The organism is Hassallia byssoidea VB512170 (assembly GCF_000817785.2).
Taxonomy (GTDB): Bacteria; Cyanobacteriota; Cyanobacteriia; order Cyanobacteriales; family Nostocaceae; genus Hassallia; species Hassallia carrinoi.
The window spans coordinates 56,221-75,108 of record NZ_JTCM02000015.1 but is presented as its reverse complement, the minus strand read 5'-3'; the positions used below and the strand labels follow the sequence as shown (position 1 = coordinate 75,108).

General features: G+C 42.7%; 10 protein-coding genes. 5 read left to right on the top strand and 5 right to left on the bottom strand.

All coding sequences use genetic code 11. The annotated features are described in order from the left end of the window. Positions 1-48 precede the first annotated feature (48 nt). The 3 genes from PI95_RS10105 to PI95_RS10095 all read left to right on the top strand — a co-directional run bounded on the left by PI95_RS10105 (position 49) and on the right by PI95_RS10095 (position 5,503). Positions 49-4,308, top strand: a complete 4,260-nt coding sequence (locus PI95_RS10105; RefSeq protein WP_163518761.1) for a HEAT repeat domain-containing protein — start codon at positions 49-51, stop codon at positions 4,306-4,308. Continuing rightward, a complete protein-coding gene (locus PI95_RS10100; RefSeq protein ID WP_336507195.1) occupies positions 4,217-4,636 on the top strand; it encodes a GNAT family N-acetyltransferase in 420 nt (139 codons plus the stop codon). Before PI95_RS10105 ends, PI95_RS10100 begins: the two co-directional genes overlap by 92 nt. A 108-nt stretch (positions 4,637-4,744) precedes the next feature. Next, positions 4,745-5,503, top strand: coding sequence for a HEAT repeat domain-containing protein (locus PI95_RS10095; RefSeq protein WP_039752454.1), 759 nt, complete (start codon positions 4,745-4,747; stop codon positions 5,501-5,503). A 100-nt stretch (positions 5,504-5,603) separates the two neighbouring features. Here the strand turns inward: PI95_RS10095 and PI95_RS10090 are convergent, their stop codons facing one another. From PI95_RS10090 to PI95_RS10070, 5 genes are all read right to left on the bottom strand, one after another. After that, positions 5,604-6,002 (bottom strand): phosphomannose isomerase type II C-terminal cupin domain, encoded by a 399-nt coding sequence (locus PI95_RS10090; RefSeq protein WP_039752453.1) that lies wholly within the window; start codon positions 6,000-6,002, stop codon positions 5,604-5,606. Positions 6,003-6,259: 257 nt separating this feature from the next. Continuing rightward, complete coding sequence (locus PI95_RS10085) at positions 6,260-7,600, bottom strand: PQQ-dependent sugar dehydrogenase (protein WP_201280385.1); 1,341 nt, start codon at positions 7,598-7,600, stop codon at positions 6,260-6,262. A gap of 264 nt (positions 7,601-7,864) precedes the next feature. Beyond that, complete coding sequence (locus PI95_RS10080) at positions 7,865-9,076, bottom strand: EAL domain-containing response regulator (RefSeq protein ID WP_039752451.1); 1,212 nt, start codon at positions 9,074-9,076, stop codon at positions 7,865-7,867. Between the two features lie 38 nt (positions 9,077-9,114). Then, entirely contained in the window at positions 9,115-13,431 is a 4,317-nt protein-coding gene (locus tag PI95_RS10075) for a PAS domain S-box protein (protein ID WP_236117014.1), read from the bottom strand. Positions 13,432-13,612: 181 nt separating this feature from the next. Next, entirely contained in the window at positions 13,613-16,372 is a 2,760-nt protein-coding gene (locus tag PI95_RS10070; RefSeq protein WP_039752450.1) for a glycoside hydrolase family 10-like protein, read from the bottom strand. A gap of 483 nt (positions 16,373-16,855) precedes the next feature. Between PI95_RS10070 and PI95_RS10065 the strand changes: the two genes are divergently transcribed. Beyond that, the gene (locus PI95_RS10065; protein WP_039752449.1) at positions 16,856-17,173 is read left to right on the top strand and encodes a DUF4278 domain-containing protein; all 318 of its coding nucleotides are present in this window, start codon (positions 16,856-16,858) and stop codon (positions 17,171-17,173) included. Between the two features lie 67 nt (positions 17,174-17,240). Further along, the gene (locus tag PI95_RS10060; protein WP_039752448.1) at positions 17,241-18,803 is read left to right on the top strand and encodes a GMC family oxidoreductase; all 1,563 of its coding nucleotides are present in this window, start codon (positions 17,241-17,243) and stop codon (positions 18,801-18,803) included. The last annotated feature ends 85 nt before the right edge of the window (positions 18,804-18,888 follow it).

Below are 18,888 nucleotides of genomic sequence, written 5' to 3'. Positions count from 1 at the left end.
GTGAATCAATAGGTGAAAAACTACAGTTCATTATCAATGTTGGCAGTTATGAGCAATGAATTTTGGGATAAAACAGATGAATTAGGTTTAGTTAAATTTGTAAATTTTGCTAGAGAGTCGGAAGCGGTTAAACAGTTTATACAAAATTCCCACTTGCCTGCTAGTGGATTTGACTCTCATTCAAAATCAGATAATCTTCTCTTGTTGATTGAAGAAATTTACAATGCTTTATGCCAGCAAAATATTGAATATGATCTAAATGAATATTTTCATTCTTGGATTCAGGATAAACCACAAAAAATACGCCCAGCCGAGGTTCTTCTCAATAACCGTCAAGGAACTTGTCTAGATTTAGCAATACTTTTCTGTGCTATTTGTTGTCATTTTGATTTACTACCGATCTTAATTCTTGTTAATGGTCATGCTTTAGCAGCCGTATCTCTTATGCATCGATTTAGGGATTGGGAAAATGACGGACGTGGCGCACAAGAACTCTTTTGGCAAGGGCTTGGAACGCTAAAGGATAAAGAAAAATTGAAAAAGATAATCAAAAACAAGGAATATTTGGCTGTTGAGTGTACTGGTTTTGCTCATAGTGAAACTTTGCCAGGAAATGGAGATTGTAAAAGAGAAAATGGGTTTCTTTCATTTAAAAATGCGGTTAAATGTGGTAAGCAACAAATAGAAAAAAATGAATTAAGGTTTGCCCTAGATATTCCTATGGCTTATAACTTTTGGTTGCCTAAAGTGTTTAAAGAACGCCTCGATCAAGACTTGATACAGCTAAAAAGGTTTAATAATGATAAAAACTTAAATGAAATTTACGTTTCTCTTGGATTAATCGAGCGTGAAAAAGATGCACAACCCAAACCTAGCGAGAATTCAGTAAATCCAACAAGTTCGGATTTCAATAAGCCTGAAAAAGGTAAAGTTGTAAGAGAATATAAAAATGATGAGTTTTTCGATGAAGTCTTAAAGAAGAGTGATAGCACTAACAACCAAGGGAAAAGATTGCTGATTATTGGCGATCCCGGAGGTGGGAAAAGTACTCTTTTACGAAAAATAGCTGATTGGGTATTAGTAGACTATGAAAAAGGTTTCCCCATTTGGATTTATCTGGCTAAATTTAACAACGAGTTAGTGAAAGATGAAGATGTTAGCGATCCGGGATGGTTGTATAAACATTTGTCTGAACAATGGTTAAGAAATTTATCGCAAGAGGGTAGAGAAACACCAGAGAAATGGAAAGATAAATTTGAAGAACTACTGAAAACTCGTCAGATTTGGCTGCTATTAGATGGGGCAGATGAAATGGCGGTTAGTTATCCTTTGAAAAAAATTCAAGAACAGCTAACGAAAGGATGGGCTAATTCAGTAAGCATTGTAATGAGTTGTCGTTTAAATCTGTGGGAACAACAAAAGGATACTCTGAATGAAAAATTTGATATTTACCGTACTTTAGACTTTAGTTACCCTGAGCAAGTACATCAGTTTATTAGTAATTGGTTTGGAAACGATAACTCTACAGCAAAAGAATTACAAGATAAACTAGAAGAAAAAAATCGGGAACGTCTGCGAAATTTAGTAAAAAATCCTTTACGTTTAGCGTTATTGTGCCGCATTTGGAAGGAAGGTTCAAAAACATTACCAGAAACCAAAGCTGGTTTCTATCAATTGCTTGTAAACAAGCATTATCAATGGAAAGATGATGCTAATGAGAAATTTAAAATATTGGTTGAAAAAAAGGAAGAAGAACCAAATAAAACAACATTTGAAAAACTGAATATAAAATTAGGAGAATTGGCGATAGACGCGATTGATAATAGTGATTTTCGATTTAGACTGCGAGAAAATTTTATCGAAAAATATCTTGGAAACCCTAACGTAGAAAATACACCATTCTGGTGGGCATTAAATTTAGGATGGCTGTTGGATATAGGCTATCCTTCAGAAGAAGAAAAAAATTTAGGAGAGAAGGTATACGCATTCTTCCATCCCACATTTCAAGAATATTTCGCAGCGACAGCAGTAGAAAGCTATGATTTTTTCCTACCAGAATCACACAAAGATAGACCTGTAAAAGACAAGTTTTACCGAATTTTTGAGCCACAATGGAAAGAACCGATTTTATTGTGGTTAGGGCGTAGTGACGTAGATGATAACTTGAAGAATGAATTTATTCAAAAATTAATAAATTTCAAATCCGGGTGTGGTGATTTTTATTTGTATCGAGCCTATTTTCTTGCCGCAGCAGGGCTTGCTGAATTTGAAAGTTGTAAAAAAGCAGAGGAAATAGTCAAGACAATCGTCAAGTGGTACTTTCAAGAAGAGACGTGGAGGTACAGAGCTAATTACGAAGAAATTAGAGAAGAGGCTAAGACAGCATTGCTCCAGACAAATAGAAAAAAAGCAATCGCCACCTTAGTCGATGTAATCCTCAACCCACAGTATGAATATAGAAGTGAGAAAGCACCCTATTTTTTAGGGGAAATCGGCGCTGGCAACAAAGATGCCATCAATGCCTTAGTCTACCTAACCCACAATGGCAGAGACTACCATGACGTAATCCGTGGGCTAGCAGCAATATCTTTAGGGAAAATCGGCGCTGGCGACAAAGATGCCATCGCTGCCTTAGTCGAGCTAATCGGCAAATCATCTGGAGACACCTGTTGGCGAGCAGTAGAGTCTTTAGGGGAAATCGGAGTTGGCAACTCGGATGAGATTGCTGCCTTAATCAAGCTAATCCAGGATCAAGAAACCCGTAGGCGAGCTGTAGAGTCTTCAAGGGAAAACGGCAAATTATATATATGGGAGCCTAGCTACCACAATGGGATCAATGCTGCCTTTGGCGCTTTACAGAAAATCGGCGTTGACAACTCGGATGCGATCGCCGCATTAGTCGAGCTAATCGGCAACCCACAGTATAGAGAAATCCATAAGCAAGCAGTAAATTCTTTAGAGAAAATCTGCACTCGCAAAAAAGATGCCATTGCTGCCTTAACACAGGCTTTAGTCAAGCTAACCCACAACCCACAGGATGAAGACACCTGTAGGCAAGTAGCAGAATCTTTAGGAAAAATCGACTCTAGAAACTCAGATGCGATCGCTGCCTTAGTCGAGTTAACCCGCAATGCACAGAATGAAGACACCCGTAGGGAAGCAGCAGAATCTTTAGAGAAAATCGACCCTGGCAACAAAGATGGCATCCCTGCCTTAGTCAAGCTAACCCGCAAAGCACAGTATGAAGGCAACCGTAAGAAAGCAGCAGAATCTTTAGTGAAAATTGGCGTTGGCAAAAAAGATGCCATCGATGTTTTAGTCTACCTAACCCACAACGCACAGGATGAAGACACCCGTAGGGAAGCAGCAGAATTTTTAGAGAAAATCGACCCTGGCAACAAAGATGGCATCCCTGCCTTAGTCAAGCTAATCCTCAACACGCAGGACACAACCAACATTCGTAGGCGAGCAGCATATTCTTTATGGAAAATCGGTGCTAACAACCCGGATGCCATCGCTGCCTTAGTCGAGTTAATCCGCAATGCACAGAATGAAGACATCCGTAAGAAAGCAGCAGAAAATTTATATAAAATCAGTGCTGACAACAAAGATGCCATCGCTGCCTTAGTCCATCTAATCGGCAACGCACAAAATGAAGACACCCGTAGAACAGCAGTAGAATCTTTAGGGAGAATCGGCGCTGACAACGGCGCTGACAACAAAGATGCCATTGCTGCCTTAGTCCATCTAATCGGCAACGCACAAAATGAAGACACCCGTAAGCAAGCAGTAGAATCTTTAGCGAAAATCGACCCTGGCAACAAAGATGCCATTACTGCCTTAGTCCACCTAATGGACAAATCATCTGGAGACACCCGTAGGAGAGCAGTAAATTCTTTAGGAGAAATCGGTGCTGGCGACAAAGATGCCATCGCTGCCTTAGTGCAGTTCATCAGCAACCCACCGGATAAAGCCGCCCGTTGGCAAGCAGAGTATGCAGCAAATTCTTTAGGGAAAATCGGTGCTGGCGACAAAGATGCCATCGCTGCCTTAGTCAAGCTAACCTGTAACACACAACGGGATGGAAATTATACACCAGAGAGAGCAGCCTCAAGTTTGAAAAATATTTTAATAACGGATCAAATACCTCTCGTTGTCACTAAGTTGAAGAATTATTCAAAGTCCTATCCCTCAAGTTACTCAATTATCTGGCACTGTGCCCAATCTCTTAGCTACCCTTGCAAAAACCCACGACAAATGGGGACAGGCTTGTTTTGTAGATCCGCAATTACCCACGACTATTTTTGATGAAGCCTGTCCCCATTTGTCTAGGGAAGGACTCGCCCCCTCCTCATCCCCCGTCGCTTGTCTCTGGGTGGGAAATTCAATAGATCAAGTTAGAGGCGATCGCCATGCTCATATCTTTTTGCTGTATGTGGTGAGCGAACATCGGCGACGCGGTATTGGTAAAGCTTTGATGCAATATGTAGAAAATTGGGCGCTCACTAGAGGCGATCGCCAAATTGGTTTGCAAGTCTTTAAGTCAAATCAACCCGCATTAAATCTTTACAATCAATTAGGTTATCAAACCCAGTCTCTATGGATGGTAAAATCTCTAGATTATAAGAAAATTTAACGCAGGTTATAGAAAAATGTATAATTTAACCGATACATATCAGGCTTTGACTTATTAGCATTGGGGGTTATTTGTTGATCTTGATCGCGGCTGCAAATGAAATGAAATATGTATGACGAAGACGACTTAAGCCTACTAGATGCCGAGGTGGAGCTAGAAAGCCCTTTAGATCGGATAGAGCCGATAACTGCCGAATCAGTTGTGGCGAAGCCCGATCCAGATTTGATGCTAGCCCTCCTGGAAAACCCCCAACCGCAGCAACGGATGCTAGCGGCAAGAGCTTTTTGTGACATTGAAGATGCCAGGGCTACCCCGCATCTGATTCGCTTGTTAACTGATACCTGCCCATTAGTGCGGGTGAGTGCCGCTTATGGTATTGGACGCAATCCCAATCGAGATGCTGTTGAACCTTTAATTGCTCAACTAAACCGCGATTGGAATGGCTATGTGCGTAAAGGAGTAGTTTGGGCTTTAGGAAACTGCCGCGATCGCCGTTCTTTAGCGCCTTTAGCAGATGCCTTGAGAACCGATATTTCCGCAGTGCGATTATGGGCAGCTAGTGCCTTAGCGCAGATGGCATCCGTCAGTTATGAGGCAGTTGTCGGGGCGATAGCACCATTAATTGAGGCTTTAGTACAAGATCCCATACCCGCAGTGCGGAGTAACAGCGCTTGGGCGATCGGGCAGTTGTGCCGCGAACTACCTTCTAACGTCGTTTATGCCACAGCGATCGATGCTTTAATTCAAGCTTTTGCCGAAGATACAGATTTAGGAGTGCGAGAAGACTCCAAAGCCTCGCTTTTAGGCGTCGGCGATCCGCGTGGCTTGCAGTTAATTGAAACCCTCGAACAAGAAGGATGGTTTTGATTTGGGCAATGGGCATGGGGCATGGGGCATCGGGCATCGGGCATGGGGCATGGAAAGAATCTCTCTCATTCCCAATGCCCATTGCCCATTGCCCAATGCCCTATTCAGTTGTGGACTTAACTAAATTTAGCTCGTAAGGACGTTCCGTATCATCTTCACCCAAATACTCACCATTTTGAATTTCCAGAATAATTAGGGGAATATGTCCGGGATTTTCTACCTGATGCAATGTTGCGGAAGGCACATAAGTGGACTCATTGCGATTCAGTAATATTTCCTGATGTCCACAAGTAACCTTTGCTACACCGGAGACAACAACCCAATGTTCATTACGGTGATAATGAATTTGTGGTTTAATGCTGTGCCTGGGCTTGATTTCAACCCGACTAATTCTGTAGGTTTCTCCTTCTTCTATAACCTCGACATGACCCCAGTAACGTGTACCTGAGTGTGAAGATTCATCAAGATTTGACTGGGAAGTATTTTCATTTTGAGTCATAATTAAACCTCTCAACAAGATAAGTATCAGTATTTTTTATTATTCCCCAATTTCCTTTTAGGGAGTAGGGAGTGGGGAGTGGGGAGTGGGGAGTAGGGAGTAGGGAGTGGGGAGTAGGGAGTGGGGAGTTAGGAGTGGGGAGTTAGGAGTGAGGAGTTGGAATTTTCCCCATTACCCATTACCCCAACTCTAGAGCCAGAGCCCGCACTCTTGGAAACCCTCCCTTTCTCGCTGGACTCACCATTCCCCATTACCCATTACCGATTCCCCGTATATTGAATTCGATAAATGCGATTATTCGCTTCTTCGGTCAGCAGTAAACTACCATCGGGTAGGACGAGTAAGCCAACAGGACGCCCCCAAGTAGTAGGTTCACTTGGGTTTAGGAGAAATCCGGTGAGAAAGTCTTCATAATAGCCAAGCGATCGCCCTTGATTATTAAAGGGGACAAAAACAACTTTGTAACCAGTACCGCGATCGCGATTCCAAGATCCACGAAAAGCCACAAAAGCACCGTTGCGGTATTTTTCTGGAAACGTCTTACCGTCATAAAACTGCAAACCCAATGCTGCGGAATGTGCTTGAAACAACACATCCGGCGTGCGGGTACGCGCTACCAAATCTGGACGTTTACTTTTGCCACTGTTTGTTTGACGCGGGTCAAGATTGCTTGGTAAAAAGTATGCATAGGGCCATCCGTAAAATTCCCCTTGCTGGATGCGTGTCAAATAGTCTGGCACTAAATCATCGCCGATACCATCTCGCTCGTTGACAGTCGTGTAAAGTTGTTTTGTTACCGGGTGAAAGTCCAGACCGACTGGATTACGCAACCCTGAAGCAAAAGTCTGTTGCCCAGAACCATCTAAATTCATCACCTGCACCGAAGCGCGTGGTAGCGGTTCTTCATCTACATTAGTTCCTGAGCCAACGGAAACGTATAATTTATTGCCATCAGGTGAAACTACCACATTGCGCGTCCAGTGATTGTTGTAACCTTGAGCCGGAAGATCGGCGATTTTCGTACCCGCACCAGAGATTTGCTGTCCTTGAGTGTAGGGAAACCGTAAAACAGCATCAGTATTACCCAGAAAAAAGGAATTACCTGCAAAAGCCATACCGAAAGGTCGATTGAGTTTATTTGCTGCACTAGCAAACGTTTTTTGCTGATCAGCCACACCATCACCGTTGGTGTCACGTAACAAGCGAATGCGGTTTTGGCGAGTTTCTGTCACCAGCACATCACCGTTGGGAGTTAAAGCCAACCAGCGCGGTGCATCTAAATTTTCCGCAAAAACGTTAACTTTAAAGCCAGCGGGTACGCGCAACACCGGGTTTTGCGGAATTGACACAACATTAGGCGACTTGGAAGCGCTTTTAGTCGCGAAGGCTTGCGGTAAATTTTTGACGTTGATGCGGATGGGTGTAGGTGAAAGTGGTTTAGTGCGGACAATATTTGGCGACTGCGAAGAACTCTGCGCTAATTGAGGTGAAGGTGCAGAAACTGGCTTTGTGCGAGTATCTTCATCAGCGCGAGTTCGATCGCAAGCTGCTGCGGACAGTAGTAAAGCTAGCAGTACCCAACGCGCAGAGGCTTTCATAACGGCAATTTAAATCATTATGCATACCTATTTAAGTGTAGATTTATGACTTGAAAACTGTCGCCTACCTAAAAGCGGATTTATTGGGAATTGGGAATTGGGAATGGGTAATGGGGAATGGGTAATGGGTAATGGGGAATGGGTAATGGGTAATGGGGAATGGGTAATGGGTAATGGGGAATGGTTTTGTCCAATTACCAATTACCAATTACCAATTCTCAATGCCCGATGCCCCATGCCCTATTACCAAAGCAAAATTCATTGTTATTTAAATCGATGTTTGTCGGCAAACAACAATTTTTCAAATTCGGGTACGCCTAAAGGACGACTGAAGAGAAAACCTTGCATAGCATCACAGTTGTGTTGCCTAAGATAAGCTAGTTCGGCTTCGGTTTCCACACCTTCAGCAACTACGTTTAGATTTAAATTGTGTCCCATTTGAATTAATGCTTTTGTAATTGCTGACTTTTGGTGGTCATAACCAATATTTTGGATAAAGTAACGGTCGATTTTCAAGGTATGAATCGGTAATTTTTTCAGATACATTAAAGAAGAATAACCTGTACCGAAATCGTCAATAGCAATTTTGACTCCGAAAGATTGCAATTCATTCATAGTAGCGATCGCACTATTCACATCTTGCATTATCATGCTTTCGGTTAGTTCTAGTTCTAAGCAACTTGGTGGCAAATTGTTTGCATTTAAAAATCCCAGAACTTTTTGGTTAAAATCTATTTGAGTAAATTGACGTGATGATAAATTCACAGCCACAGGTAACGAAGTAAAGCCAGCATCGCGCCAAATTTTAATTTGTTTACAGACTGTTTGCAATACCCATTCGCCAATAGGAATAATTAAACCAGTAGATTCTGCTAAAGGAATCAATTCTGAGGGTGATACTAATCCCAATTGGGGGCTGTGCCAACGTAACAAACTTTCAGCACCAATAATTTTTCCCGAATTAATATCAACTATTGGTTGATACTGAACATAAAATTGTTGAAGTTCTCCGTCATTTAAAGCATGGCGTAAAATATCTTCAATTATGTTAATTTCGCTTTGAAATTCTTGAACTTCTGTTTGCAGAGGTAAATATTTTTTCCAAGTAGCTTGCTTATTTAAACGACCCGCGATCGCACTTAATAATTCAGCGCGAGTAAATGGTTTCGTTAAATAGTCATCAGCACCCAAATTCATGCCATGACGAAAGTCAGACCTGCTAGACTTTGCTGTGAGGAAAATAAAGGGAATTGTTGCCGTTACCGGGTCTTGTCTAATGAAAGCTAACACCCCATAACCGTCTATTTCCGGCATCATCATGTCGCACAAAATTAAATCCGGATTTTCACTGGTTACTAACTCTAATCCAATTCGTCCATTGGCAGCGGCAACAGTCTGAAAATCTTCAGCTTCTAGCAATTCCAAAAGGTTTTCGCGAACAGCTTTTTCATCTTCAATTACTAAAATCTTAGTCATGATTTATCTCCAGTTGTATCTAATTTATTAGGGACTCATCAGTCGTCCGCTTTATTTAAAGGTAGAATCACAGTAAAAGTTGTCCCAGCGCCTAGTTCACTCTTGACAAAAATTTCACCTTGGTGTATATCTACACACTTTTTCACAATCGCCAATCCTAAACCGGTTCCTTTGCGATTGCCAACATTAGTGGCACGGTGGAAAGATTCATACAGGTGAGGCAGGTCTTCTTGAGGAATACCAATACCTTGGTCTTGAATCACAAATATTGCTCGTTCATCCTCAAAAGTCAAAGTAAACTTGACGGTGGAATCAATATTTGAATACTTAATCGCATTTGAGAGTAAGTTACTCAGAATGTGTTCCAGCAAGTTTTCATCCATGCAACATGGCATGAATTGATATTGACTGCTAAAAGCAATACCCGGACCAGGTTGTGCTTCATATTGCTGACAACTGAGATTCTGTTGCACTTCTTCCACCAAATGACGGCAGTATTGAACCAAATCCAAGGTTTGTGTTCTATAGTCTAGTTTTCCCGCTTCTTCCTTACTAATAAACAAAACATCATTAAACATTTCAGTCATCCGCTTGACTGCGTTTTGAATGCGATGCAAATGATTGAGTTGTTTTTCTTGCGTCCATTTGTGCCGATAGTGTTCGAGTAACTCGCAAGAAGAAAGAATAGTACTCAAGGGGGTGCGGAATTCATGGGAAGTCATGGAGATAAAGCGAGATTTAAGTTCGTTAAGTTCTTTTTCTTTTTCTAACGCACTTCTGAGTTCCTCTTCTAATTGCTTGCGATCGCTAATATCTGCCCAGTAACCGACAATTTCCAGTGGATTGCCAGCTCGATCGCGCACTAGTTTCGCTTGGTCGTATATCCACCGATAAACCCCATCTTGATGCAAAAAGCGATATTCGTGGTTGTACTGTTCTTGTTCAAATATCCTTGACATCTGAGCAAATACCTGCGGTGCGTCTTCTGGGTGAATGTGGCTAGCCCAGAAGCTAGAAGATTTGAGAAATTCTTGTGCTTGATACCCCAGCATGGCGACGATATTTTCGCTGACGAAGGTGGTGCGGTAATTTTCGGAAGTTTTGCAGGTATAAATCACGCCAGGGCTAGAGTCAAGTAGATATTGCAGCCTTTGTTGCAATACCAGTAGAATTGTTTCTGCTAACTTGCGTTCGCGTAGCGCAGCTTGCTGCTCGCTAACATCGGTTTGAATACCGATATAGTGGGTGCAGACACCATCGACATCAAAAACCGGAGAAATGTTTAATTTATTCCAAAACAAAGTACCATCTTGACGATAGTTGCGTATAATCACCGTGCATTCTTCTTCTTGCCGTATAGCTGCACGAAGTTGCTTGATTTCTGGTTGTTGAGTATCGCTACCTTGGAGAAAACGGCAATTGCGTCCGATGACTTCTACTGCTGTGTAGCCGGTCGTTCGCTCAAAGGCAGCATTAACATAGATAAGCGGCGAATCTGGCAATTTGACATCACAAATAATAATGCCATTGTTGCAGGTAGCGATCGCGCGATCGCGTAGTTTTAAAGTTTGCTCTACTCGCTTGCGCTCAGTAATATCGGTGTGGATACCAACAGTGCCGATAATTTTCCCCGCTGCATCTTTAATCGCATCGGCACGTAAATCAATTTGCACAATGCGACCAATACGGGTTTGCAAACTCACTTCACCACGCCACGACTCGCCACGCTGCACAGTCTCAAATATTCTCTCAAATTCCGACTTCTTTGTAAAAATAGCAGATGGTCCTGAGGCTGCATTTAACTCTTCTACTGTGTAAGCAAACAATTCGATAAACGCTGGATTGAGGTAAACTCCTTGTCCGTCGATGTCAGTTATCGCAATCGCATCGCTGCTACTTTCGATTGCTTTTCGCAAACGTAGCAAAGTTTCTTCTGCTTGTTTTCGCTCAGTGATATCGTGGATAAATTGGCAAAAGCCACGTAACCCAGTTTCATCTCGTAATGCTGTAATTACAATATTTGCCCAGAAGTGCGAACCATCTTTGCGGATGCGATCGCCTTCACATTCAAATCGACCTGTTGCTGCTGCTATCTCTAATTCTTCATTTATGCTGCTAGTATCCTCAAGTCCTTGAAAGCAAGAGAAATGCTGCCCGATAATTTCTGCTTCTTGATATCCGGTAATGCTTTGGGCGCCAAAGTTCCAGCTAGCAATTTGTCCTTGTGGTGAGAGCATAAAAATTGCGTAGTCTCTGACACCTTCAACTAAAGTGCGAAAGCGTTCTTCACTTTGGCGCAATTCTGACTCGGTGCGTTTGCGTTCTGTAATGTCTGTAGAAATTCCACATACACCATAAGCAACGCCATTGGCATCAAGTAAAGGAAACTTAACTGATAAGTAAGTGTGCAACCCATCTTCTTGGGGAACAACTTCTTCCGCTTCTACGGGAATATTATTTAAGAGTACTTGGCGGTTATTCACCGCAAACCCATCGGCAACATCTTTAGACCAAGTATCATATACGCTTTTACCTACGATTTCCTTATTCGTAATGTTAAATAGCTTTTCATACTGACGGTTGATCAACAAAAATCTATTCTCGGTATCTAATATATAAATAACTGCTGGAGAATGATCTAAAATTGCTTGCAGTTGCTCCTGAGTTTCGCGCAATGCTAATTCTGCCTGTCTTTTGACTGTAATATCTTCAAAAGTGCCAAGGATACCCACCACATTACCTTCGGTGTTATGAAGCGGGACTTTATTTGTCTCCAACCAAGTTTGTTTACCATCTCTTCGGGTGTGGGGTGCGACAATCTTATATTCAGGGGTATTTGTCTGCATTACTTTCGCATCACACTTTCGATAAAAGCTCGCTTCTTGTTGATTGCAAAGCAAATCGCAGTCAGTTTTACCTACAATATCTTCTGAATTGTCAAAACCGACACTATTAGCAAAATTTTGGTTACAACCCAAGTAAACGGAATTTCTATCTTTCCAGAAAACACGTTGGGGGATATTGTTTAGCACTAGTTGCAACATTTGCTGCGATCGCCGCAATTCGTCTTCAAAATGCTGGCGATCTGCCATTTCTAGCACTAGTTGCCGATTCATTTGTTTGACAATTTTAGTGCGTTCTGCTATGTGTGTTTCTAACTCTTCGTTCGTTTGCTTGAGTTCGGTAATATCTATGCAGCAACCGATGTAACCAGCAAAGTTATTATCAGGTGTAAATCTGGGGATGGCTTTATCGAGTAACCAACGATACTCTCCATCTGCACGTCGGAGGCGATATTCCATCTGGAAGCACTCACGAGCATTAAAAGCTGAAAGGTAAGTATCTATACAGCGCTCTTTCTCTTGGGGATGAATGTTATCTGTCCAACCGTTGCCTAATTCTTGTTCTTGGGTTCGTCCAGTGAATTCTAATAAAGCCTGGTTGCAAAACGTACACAGCCCGTCTGTGTCTGCCATCCAGATAAGCACTGGTGCGGAATCAGCCATTGTGTGAAAGCGTTTTTCACTTTCTCGCAACAACTCAGCCGCTTGTTTTGCCAAAGTAATGTCTTGAGCAATGCCAGTCATGCGGTAAACTTCTCCCAATTCATTTTTGAGGGGAAAAGTTCGCGACCAAATCCAACGCACTTCGCCGTCGGGACGCAAAATCCTGTATTCTTGTTCGTAAGGCTTGCCGGATGTTTGGGCGGCAATGCTTTTGATAATGCGATCGCGATCTTCCGGATGAATCGCTTCGGTAAAGTCGAGCGGATTTTCATACAAACGATCGCACTTACGTCCCCAAATTTTTTCATAAGCCGGACTAACATAAAGTATCTTATTCTCTTTCGGGTCGCGCACAAAGAAAACTTCGCAAATGTTTTCTACAAGTTGCCGAAATACATCCTCATTCGTCTCTACTAGCGACGCCGACTCTAGAGAATCTCGTTTTTTTACTTTCGTTTCTAGTGCTTGACAAATGCTTTGAAATGTGAATAAACCTAATAATTCATTTTGCTCATCAAGAATTGGAATTAAACTCAACTGATGTTGGCGCAACAATGACAAAGCTGTAGCGATATCGTGAAAATCAGATTTTTTCAGCGTAATTACGGAAGAATTCATGACTTGAGAAATCTGAGTAGTTTTCAAGTCAACTTCATGAGAAATTAGCCGCAGAACATCTTGGGGTGTAAACCAGCCAAGAGTGTGCGAATCTTCGATTACCAAGACAGCACTAGCTTGTTCCTGACTCAAAAGCGCGATCGCATCCATTACAGATGTTGCAGGTGCAACAGTCAAAAAAGAAAAATCAATTACCGATTCTATTGATGGTAGATGAAGAAATTCAGCCAAAGCTTGCATAGAAGGGGAAAGGGGAAAGGGGAAAGGGGAAAGGGGAAAGGGGAAAGGGGAAAGGGGAAAGGGGAAAGGGGAAAGGGTCAGAAAAATATCCAGGAGTGATTTAAATAACTCTTTATTTCCACGCCTTTTACCTTTTCCCTTTACCCTTTCCCCCTCTTTAAAATCCCCATTCCTATCGCCTCAACTGCACCCGCTCACCGTATCGCAATAACCTTTCGATAGTAGCGAGGCGATTTTCCCAGGCTCTAACTTGATAAGGATTATCAATATTTTCTTGGCGCATCCAAGTGCGGAATTGAGACTGAAAGCGAGTAAGCGTTGCTCTTGCGGCTATTAACTTACTTGTAGAAGGTGCGGCAGAAAGCTGATCTAAAGCATTTTGCAAAACTTCTGTTTGGCTGTTAAAAGTTGAAAGTGTCGTTTGAGGTAAACGCAATTGGTCGTTTTGCAAGACAAACTTCCATTCGCGTTGCAGCGCTGTGTAACGCACGGCAGCAGTTTTAAAAGGTTGACGGTGAGGAATAATTTCACCTTGGCGAATATTACCTTGAGTATTACCAAAAACTTTCTGTAACTCGTTGGTCAGATTTTCGGCGGCAAACAATGCGTAACCGCTAACTGGCAAGTCCCTAATTACCTGAATTTGATCGAATGCGCCAATTACCGGCAAAGAAAGCAAGCGAATTCCCGGCACTAACAAAGTTGCACCTAATTTTGTGGAAGCAATCCAAGGTTGTGCTAGTCGCTGGAAGCGAGGAGTATCTAAGGCATAAGTCATGGGGACAATTAAATCTATATCTCCCTGTCTTGCCCAAACTTCCCAATGCTGTTGGATTTTCTGAATGCGTTCTTGTTCTGGCAGGGGAAATACGGCAACTGAGACAATTAAATTAGGTCGCTTTTGTCGCAACTGCTGTGAAGCTTGAGCGACAAAACTATCAACTTGCTGGGTGCGAAATTCCGTCCACTTTTGCCACAAATCCCGTTGAGAGGGAGAAATACTAATTGGATCTACGCCATTAAGTTGTTGAAATTGCGCTCTGGCAGCTTTACCATAACCGTAAATTCTGCCGGCGGCTGGGTCTTGAAAAGGATAGCGAATGTAGTCTAGTTGCAGCCCATCTACATCATAGCGGGTAACAATTTCTTCATACAGCCTAAGTAAATACTGCCGCACTTCCGGATTAGCTTGGTCGAAAAATGGCTTAGTTTGTCCTGCGGGAATCATGTTACCGCGGTTATCGTAGTTTGCCCAGTCGGGATGAGCCGCTAGCACTGGTCCTGGGTAATTAGCAGGAGCGTTGATAATTTCGTTGTGGCGCTGGTTGCCAGCAGCAAATGTCCAAACCCAAGCGTGTAATTCCATGTTGCGCTCATGGGCTAATTTCACTGCTGCGGCTAAAGGGTCCCAGCCACGAGTTAAGGGGTTTTGCTGAGGCGCAACTTGACTTGGGTAAATTGTATAACTGGCGTTGACGGTTTCAAAAAAGATAGTGTTAATACCGGCTTTTGAGAGCCGGTCGAGTATCTCAGCCAGTCCCTGTTCGTTTCTAGCACGGACAATTGTACCTCTGTCTAACCAAACGGCGCGAATTTCTGGTTGGGCTAATTGGCGATCGACGGGAAACTGCTGCCACAAATTGGCTTTTGCTTGAATCCATTGCTGACGCGCTTCGGCGTATTTTTGTTGGGCAATTAACTGAGGTAAGTTTTTGGCTATTTCTCTGGCTTGGTTGGTGGTAGAAACTAGCGCTCCCGGTCTGGTGGATGCTACTTGTGTAGGTTGCGCCTGCTTGACAATTTGGGGATTGTTGTCAATGGCGTTGGCGGTTAAATTGGCGCTGTCAACTCGACCGATGAGATTTTGTAATTCTTGTTGTAAGGCGATCGCATCACTACTACTAATCGGTGCATTTGAGTTCGGGACAACATCCAAACGTACCGCTTGTTCAAGTTGATCGATCGCTTCTTCTGACTTTGGCGGTTTTACATTAGGAATCGGTCTAGATTGGGGTGCAGTGGCGGTGAGAGGTGCGGGGAAAGACGTGTAGGGGCGTGATTCCCCCGCCCTTTGGGGTTTTATTTGAGATTCCCCCGCCCTTTGGGGTTTTATTTGAGATTCCCCCGTCCGAACAGGAGTGGGGGAAGCAAGGGCGACGGATGTAGAACAGTTTGGCGAACCGCCTTCTACTTTATTTGAGGTATTTGCTGATTCTTTCACATGACGGTTGACAGCGGCTTTTAACCAAGCAGTATCTAACTCAGGAGATGAAGCTGTATCTACTCCCCAACGCCAGCCAAAAAAGGTGGATCGTTCAGTTGCGACGACGGCGGCGGGATTATCTTTAGAATTCCAAACAGCAGCAGCTTCACTGTTTGCATTATCAGCAACGACAACACCGCCGCGCACTTTACCAAAAAGTCCGTTTTGGTTTGCCCAATTTTGTAAGTTGTTTTTTGCGGGTTGCAATTGTTGTGCATCATTGAGGCTAAATCCCCAATAACCCCCTAAGAGTGTTTGCAATAACTGCCGCACTCCCGGTGCTGATAAAGTACCTACAGGTCCTGAGGCAATTAATCGCCCACCTTTGCTCATCCATTCTTCGAGAGCGATCGCTTGTGCGGGTGTTAATGTATCTACATTCGGTAAAAATAACACTTGGCGATCGCCCCAATCTGCCGCACTCTTGACATTTGTCAAGGAAATCACACAATAGTTTACCCCGGCTTGTTGCAAGCGGTTTGTTATCCCTGTCCACTGATTAGTATTTTCTTGGCTCTGCACTATCGTTAATGTAGGGCTTTGGGTCGCCGCGATCGCAGGCTTGATGTTAAAGAAGCTAAAAGGTAAAAAGTAAAAGGTAAAAGCTATTACCAATTTTCTCTTTTTGCTTAAATCGTTCTTCCTTGTTCGTTTTTCTTGACTCCTCACGCTTTGACTCCTCAGGCTTATGACTCGACTTTAGACTAATGCATGGAAAATGACCCAGCAATGCTGAGTTAAAGAAATTTAAAGCAGCAAATATAAAAACAGCCAATTCAAGCAGATTTGGCAACTTGATTGCGTGGTTTATAAGTACCTTTTATTATAATAGGATACGTGATTTTACGCTGTTTGAGTTTGTCTGGTTTTGAGAAATATTCTTTTTTTTCCAAAAACTGCATAATTCAATTCAGGTATTCCCAATAAGCTAAATAGAACAGAGAAAAATAAACGTTGATGTCTTCAGAACCCCGACTTCTTTAATAAGTCGGGGTTCTTGTTTTTCACTATACTTTACCAACGCTTACATTTTGATTGGAGAAAACTGCATAATTTGATTTCGCTTTCCCCAATAAGTATATAAGCAAAGGGAAATCCTCTCAGAAACTTCCGAAACTCATTCTGTCATAAATTTATTCACGAGGCAAAAAAATGAAACTTTACTATCGCGGTCTTAGCTACGAATACAACTCAGCAGAAGCTGCTAAAAAAGCAACACGACCATTTGCACCAGTTCGCGATAAAGGTTGTGCTTATAATCTGACTTATCGTGGACTAACTTATCGTGTTGACCCAAATATCCAGCCTGCGGAAGTTTCTACACCACCAGTAGCTTATCAATTAATTTATCGCTTAATCGCCTATTTTGTGAAGAAAACGCATACAGGAGAAGTTTCTGGTGTCTCTCAACCTGTTGACGCTGTAAATATTGGGAAATTTCTCATCAATAATTTGGGATTGCAAAAATAATGATGAAAAGTGTTATCGTACTGACAATTTTATTTCCCTAACAACAAGTGTACAAAAAGAGGATATCATGGCTGAATACGATTATATTGTAATTGGTGCAGGCTCGGCAGGTTGCGTTGTCGCCAATCGTCTCACCGAAGATGCTCAAACAACAGTCTTGTTGCTCGAAGCTGGCAACCCAGCTAATAAACCAGAAATTCAAATCCCGCTCGACTGGACTAAATTATGGGGTACTGAAGTTGACTGGGCATATTTTTCAGAAGAAGAACCGTATATAAATAACCGCAAAATCTATTGTCCGCGTGGGAAAGTTTTGGGTGGCACCAGTTCGATTAATGCCATGATTTATATCCGAGGCAACCGTCGCGATTTTGACCAATGGCAAGAGTTAGGCAATCCGGGTTGGAGTTACCAAGATATGTTGCCATACTTCAAAAAATCTGAAAACCAGCAACGCGGAGCATGTCAAGTTCACGGTGTCGATGGAGCGTTGAGCGTTACCGATGCAATTGCCCCTGCTGTGACTTCACACAAATTTGTCGAAGCTGCTGTTGCAATCGGATATAATAACAACCCCGACTTCAACGCAGAGCAACAAGAAGGTGCGGGGATTTATCAGTTAACTATTAAAGATGGTAAGCGACACAGTACGGCGGCTGCGTTTTTGCTGCCAATTCTCAATCGTCCCAATTTAACAACCCAAACAGAAGCGTTGGTGACTCGGTTATTGTTTGAGAAAACGCGCATCGTTGGGGTAGAATACATGCACCAAGGGACGCTGCACCAAGTCAGAGTAAACCAGGAAGTGATTTTAAGTGCTGGTGCTTTCGATTCACCAAAATTACTAATGCTCTCCGGAATTGGCAATGCAGAACACCTGCAAGCATTAAGCATTCCCGTAGTAGTTGATTTACCAGGTGTCGGTCAAAACCTCCAAGACCACATAATGGTAGCTGTGGCACACCAAGCAACTCAGGATTTGCAACCTGCTGCAACTAGTAATATCGCTGAAGCTGGATTATTTTTGCATAGCGAAAGCAATTTAGATGCTGTACCAGATTTGCAGTTGTTCTCAGGTCCGGTTTTGTGGGCGCCTCCTGCTTATGCTCGTCCTGGTTCGGGATTCGCTAGTACAGCTTGTCTGACCCATCCCCAAAGTCGCGGTAGTGTAAGTCTGCGTTCTGCTTCTTTTAAAGACGCACCTGTAATTCGGATGAACTTTCTTGAAAGTGAATCTGATGTGCAAAAGCTAGTTGCAGGGATAAAAATAATTCGTGAATTGTTCGGTACAAGTGCTTTTGATGAATTTCGAGGTGAAGAAGTCGCTCCCGGTGCTGACAATAAGAGCGATGAAGCACTGCAAGCTTATGTCCGAGAAACTTGCGATAGTGATTACCACCCTGTCGGCACTTGCAAGATGGGAATAGACCCAATGGCGGTTGTAGACCCGGAATTGCGAGTATATGGGGTTGAGGGATTGCGTGTTGTCGATGCATCAATTATGCCAAATATTATTACGGGAAATACGAATGCACCAACAATTGCGATCGCTGAAAAGGCAGCTGATTTAATTAAAGGTGCCAGTTATGTCTCACAGCAAGAATTGGAGTTAACAAAGCTGTCATCCTGATGGCGTATAAACTTAATTTACGTAGGGGCAATTCATGAAGGGTCCCCTACTTTAGTTTTGCGCTCATTCCTGTGTAATATCATGT

Bases quoted from the DNA above. Each gene is read 5' to 3' on its own strand.
- PI95_RS10095 (WP_039752454.1), top strand. From the start codon at position 4,745: ATGTATGACGAAGACGACTTAAGCCTACTAGATGCCGAGGTGGAGCTA.
- PI95_RS10060 (WP_039752448.1), top strand. From the start codon at position 17,241: ATGGCTGAATACGATTATATTGTAATTGGTGCAGGCTCGGCAGGTTGC.
- PI95_RS10090 (WP_039752453.1), bottom strand. From the start codon at position 6,002: ATGACTCAAAATGAAAATACTTCCCAGTCAAATCTTGATGAATCTTCA.
- PI95_RS10080 (WP_039752451.1), bottom strand. From the start codon at position 9,076: ATGACTAAGATTTTAGTAATTGAAGATGAAAAAGCTGTTCGCGAAAAC.
- PI95_RS10105 (WP_163518761.1), top strand. From the start codon at position 49: ATGAGCAATGAATTTTGGGATAAAACAGATGAATTAGGTTTAGTTAAA.
- PI95_RS10065 (WP_039752449.1), top strand. From the start codon at position 16,856: ATGAAACTTTACTATCGCGGTCTTAGCTACGAATACAACTCAGCAGAA.
- PI95_RS10085 (WP_201280385.1), bottom strand. From the start codon at position 7,600: ATGAAAGCCTCTGCGCGTTGGGTACTGCTAGCTTTACTACTGTCCGCA.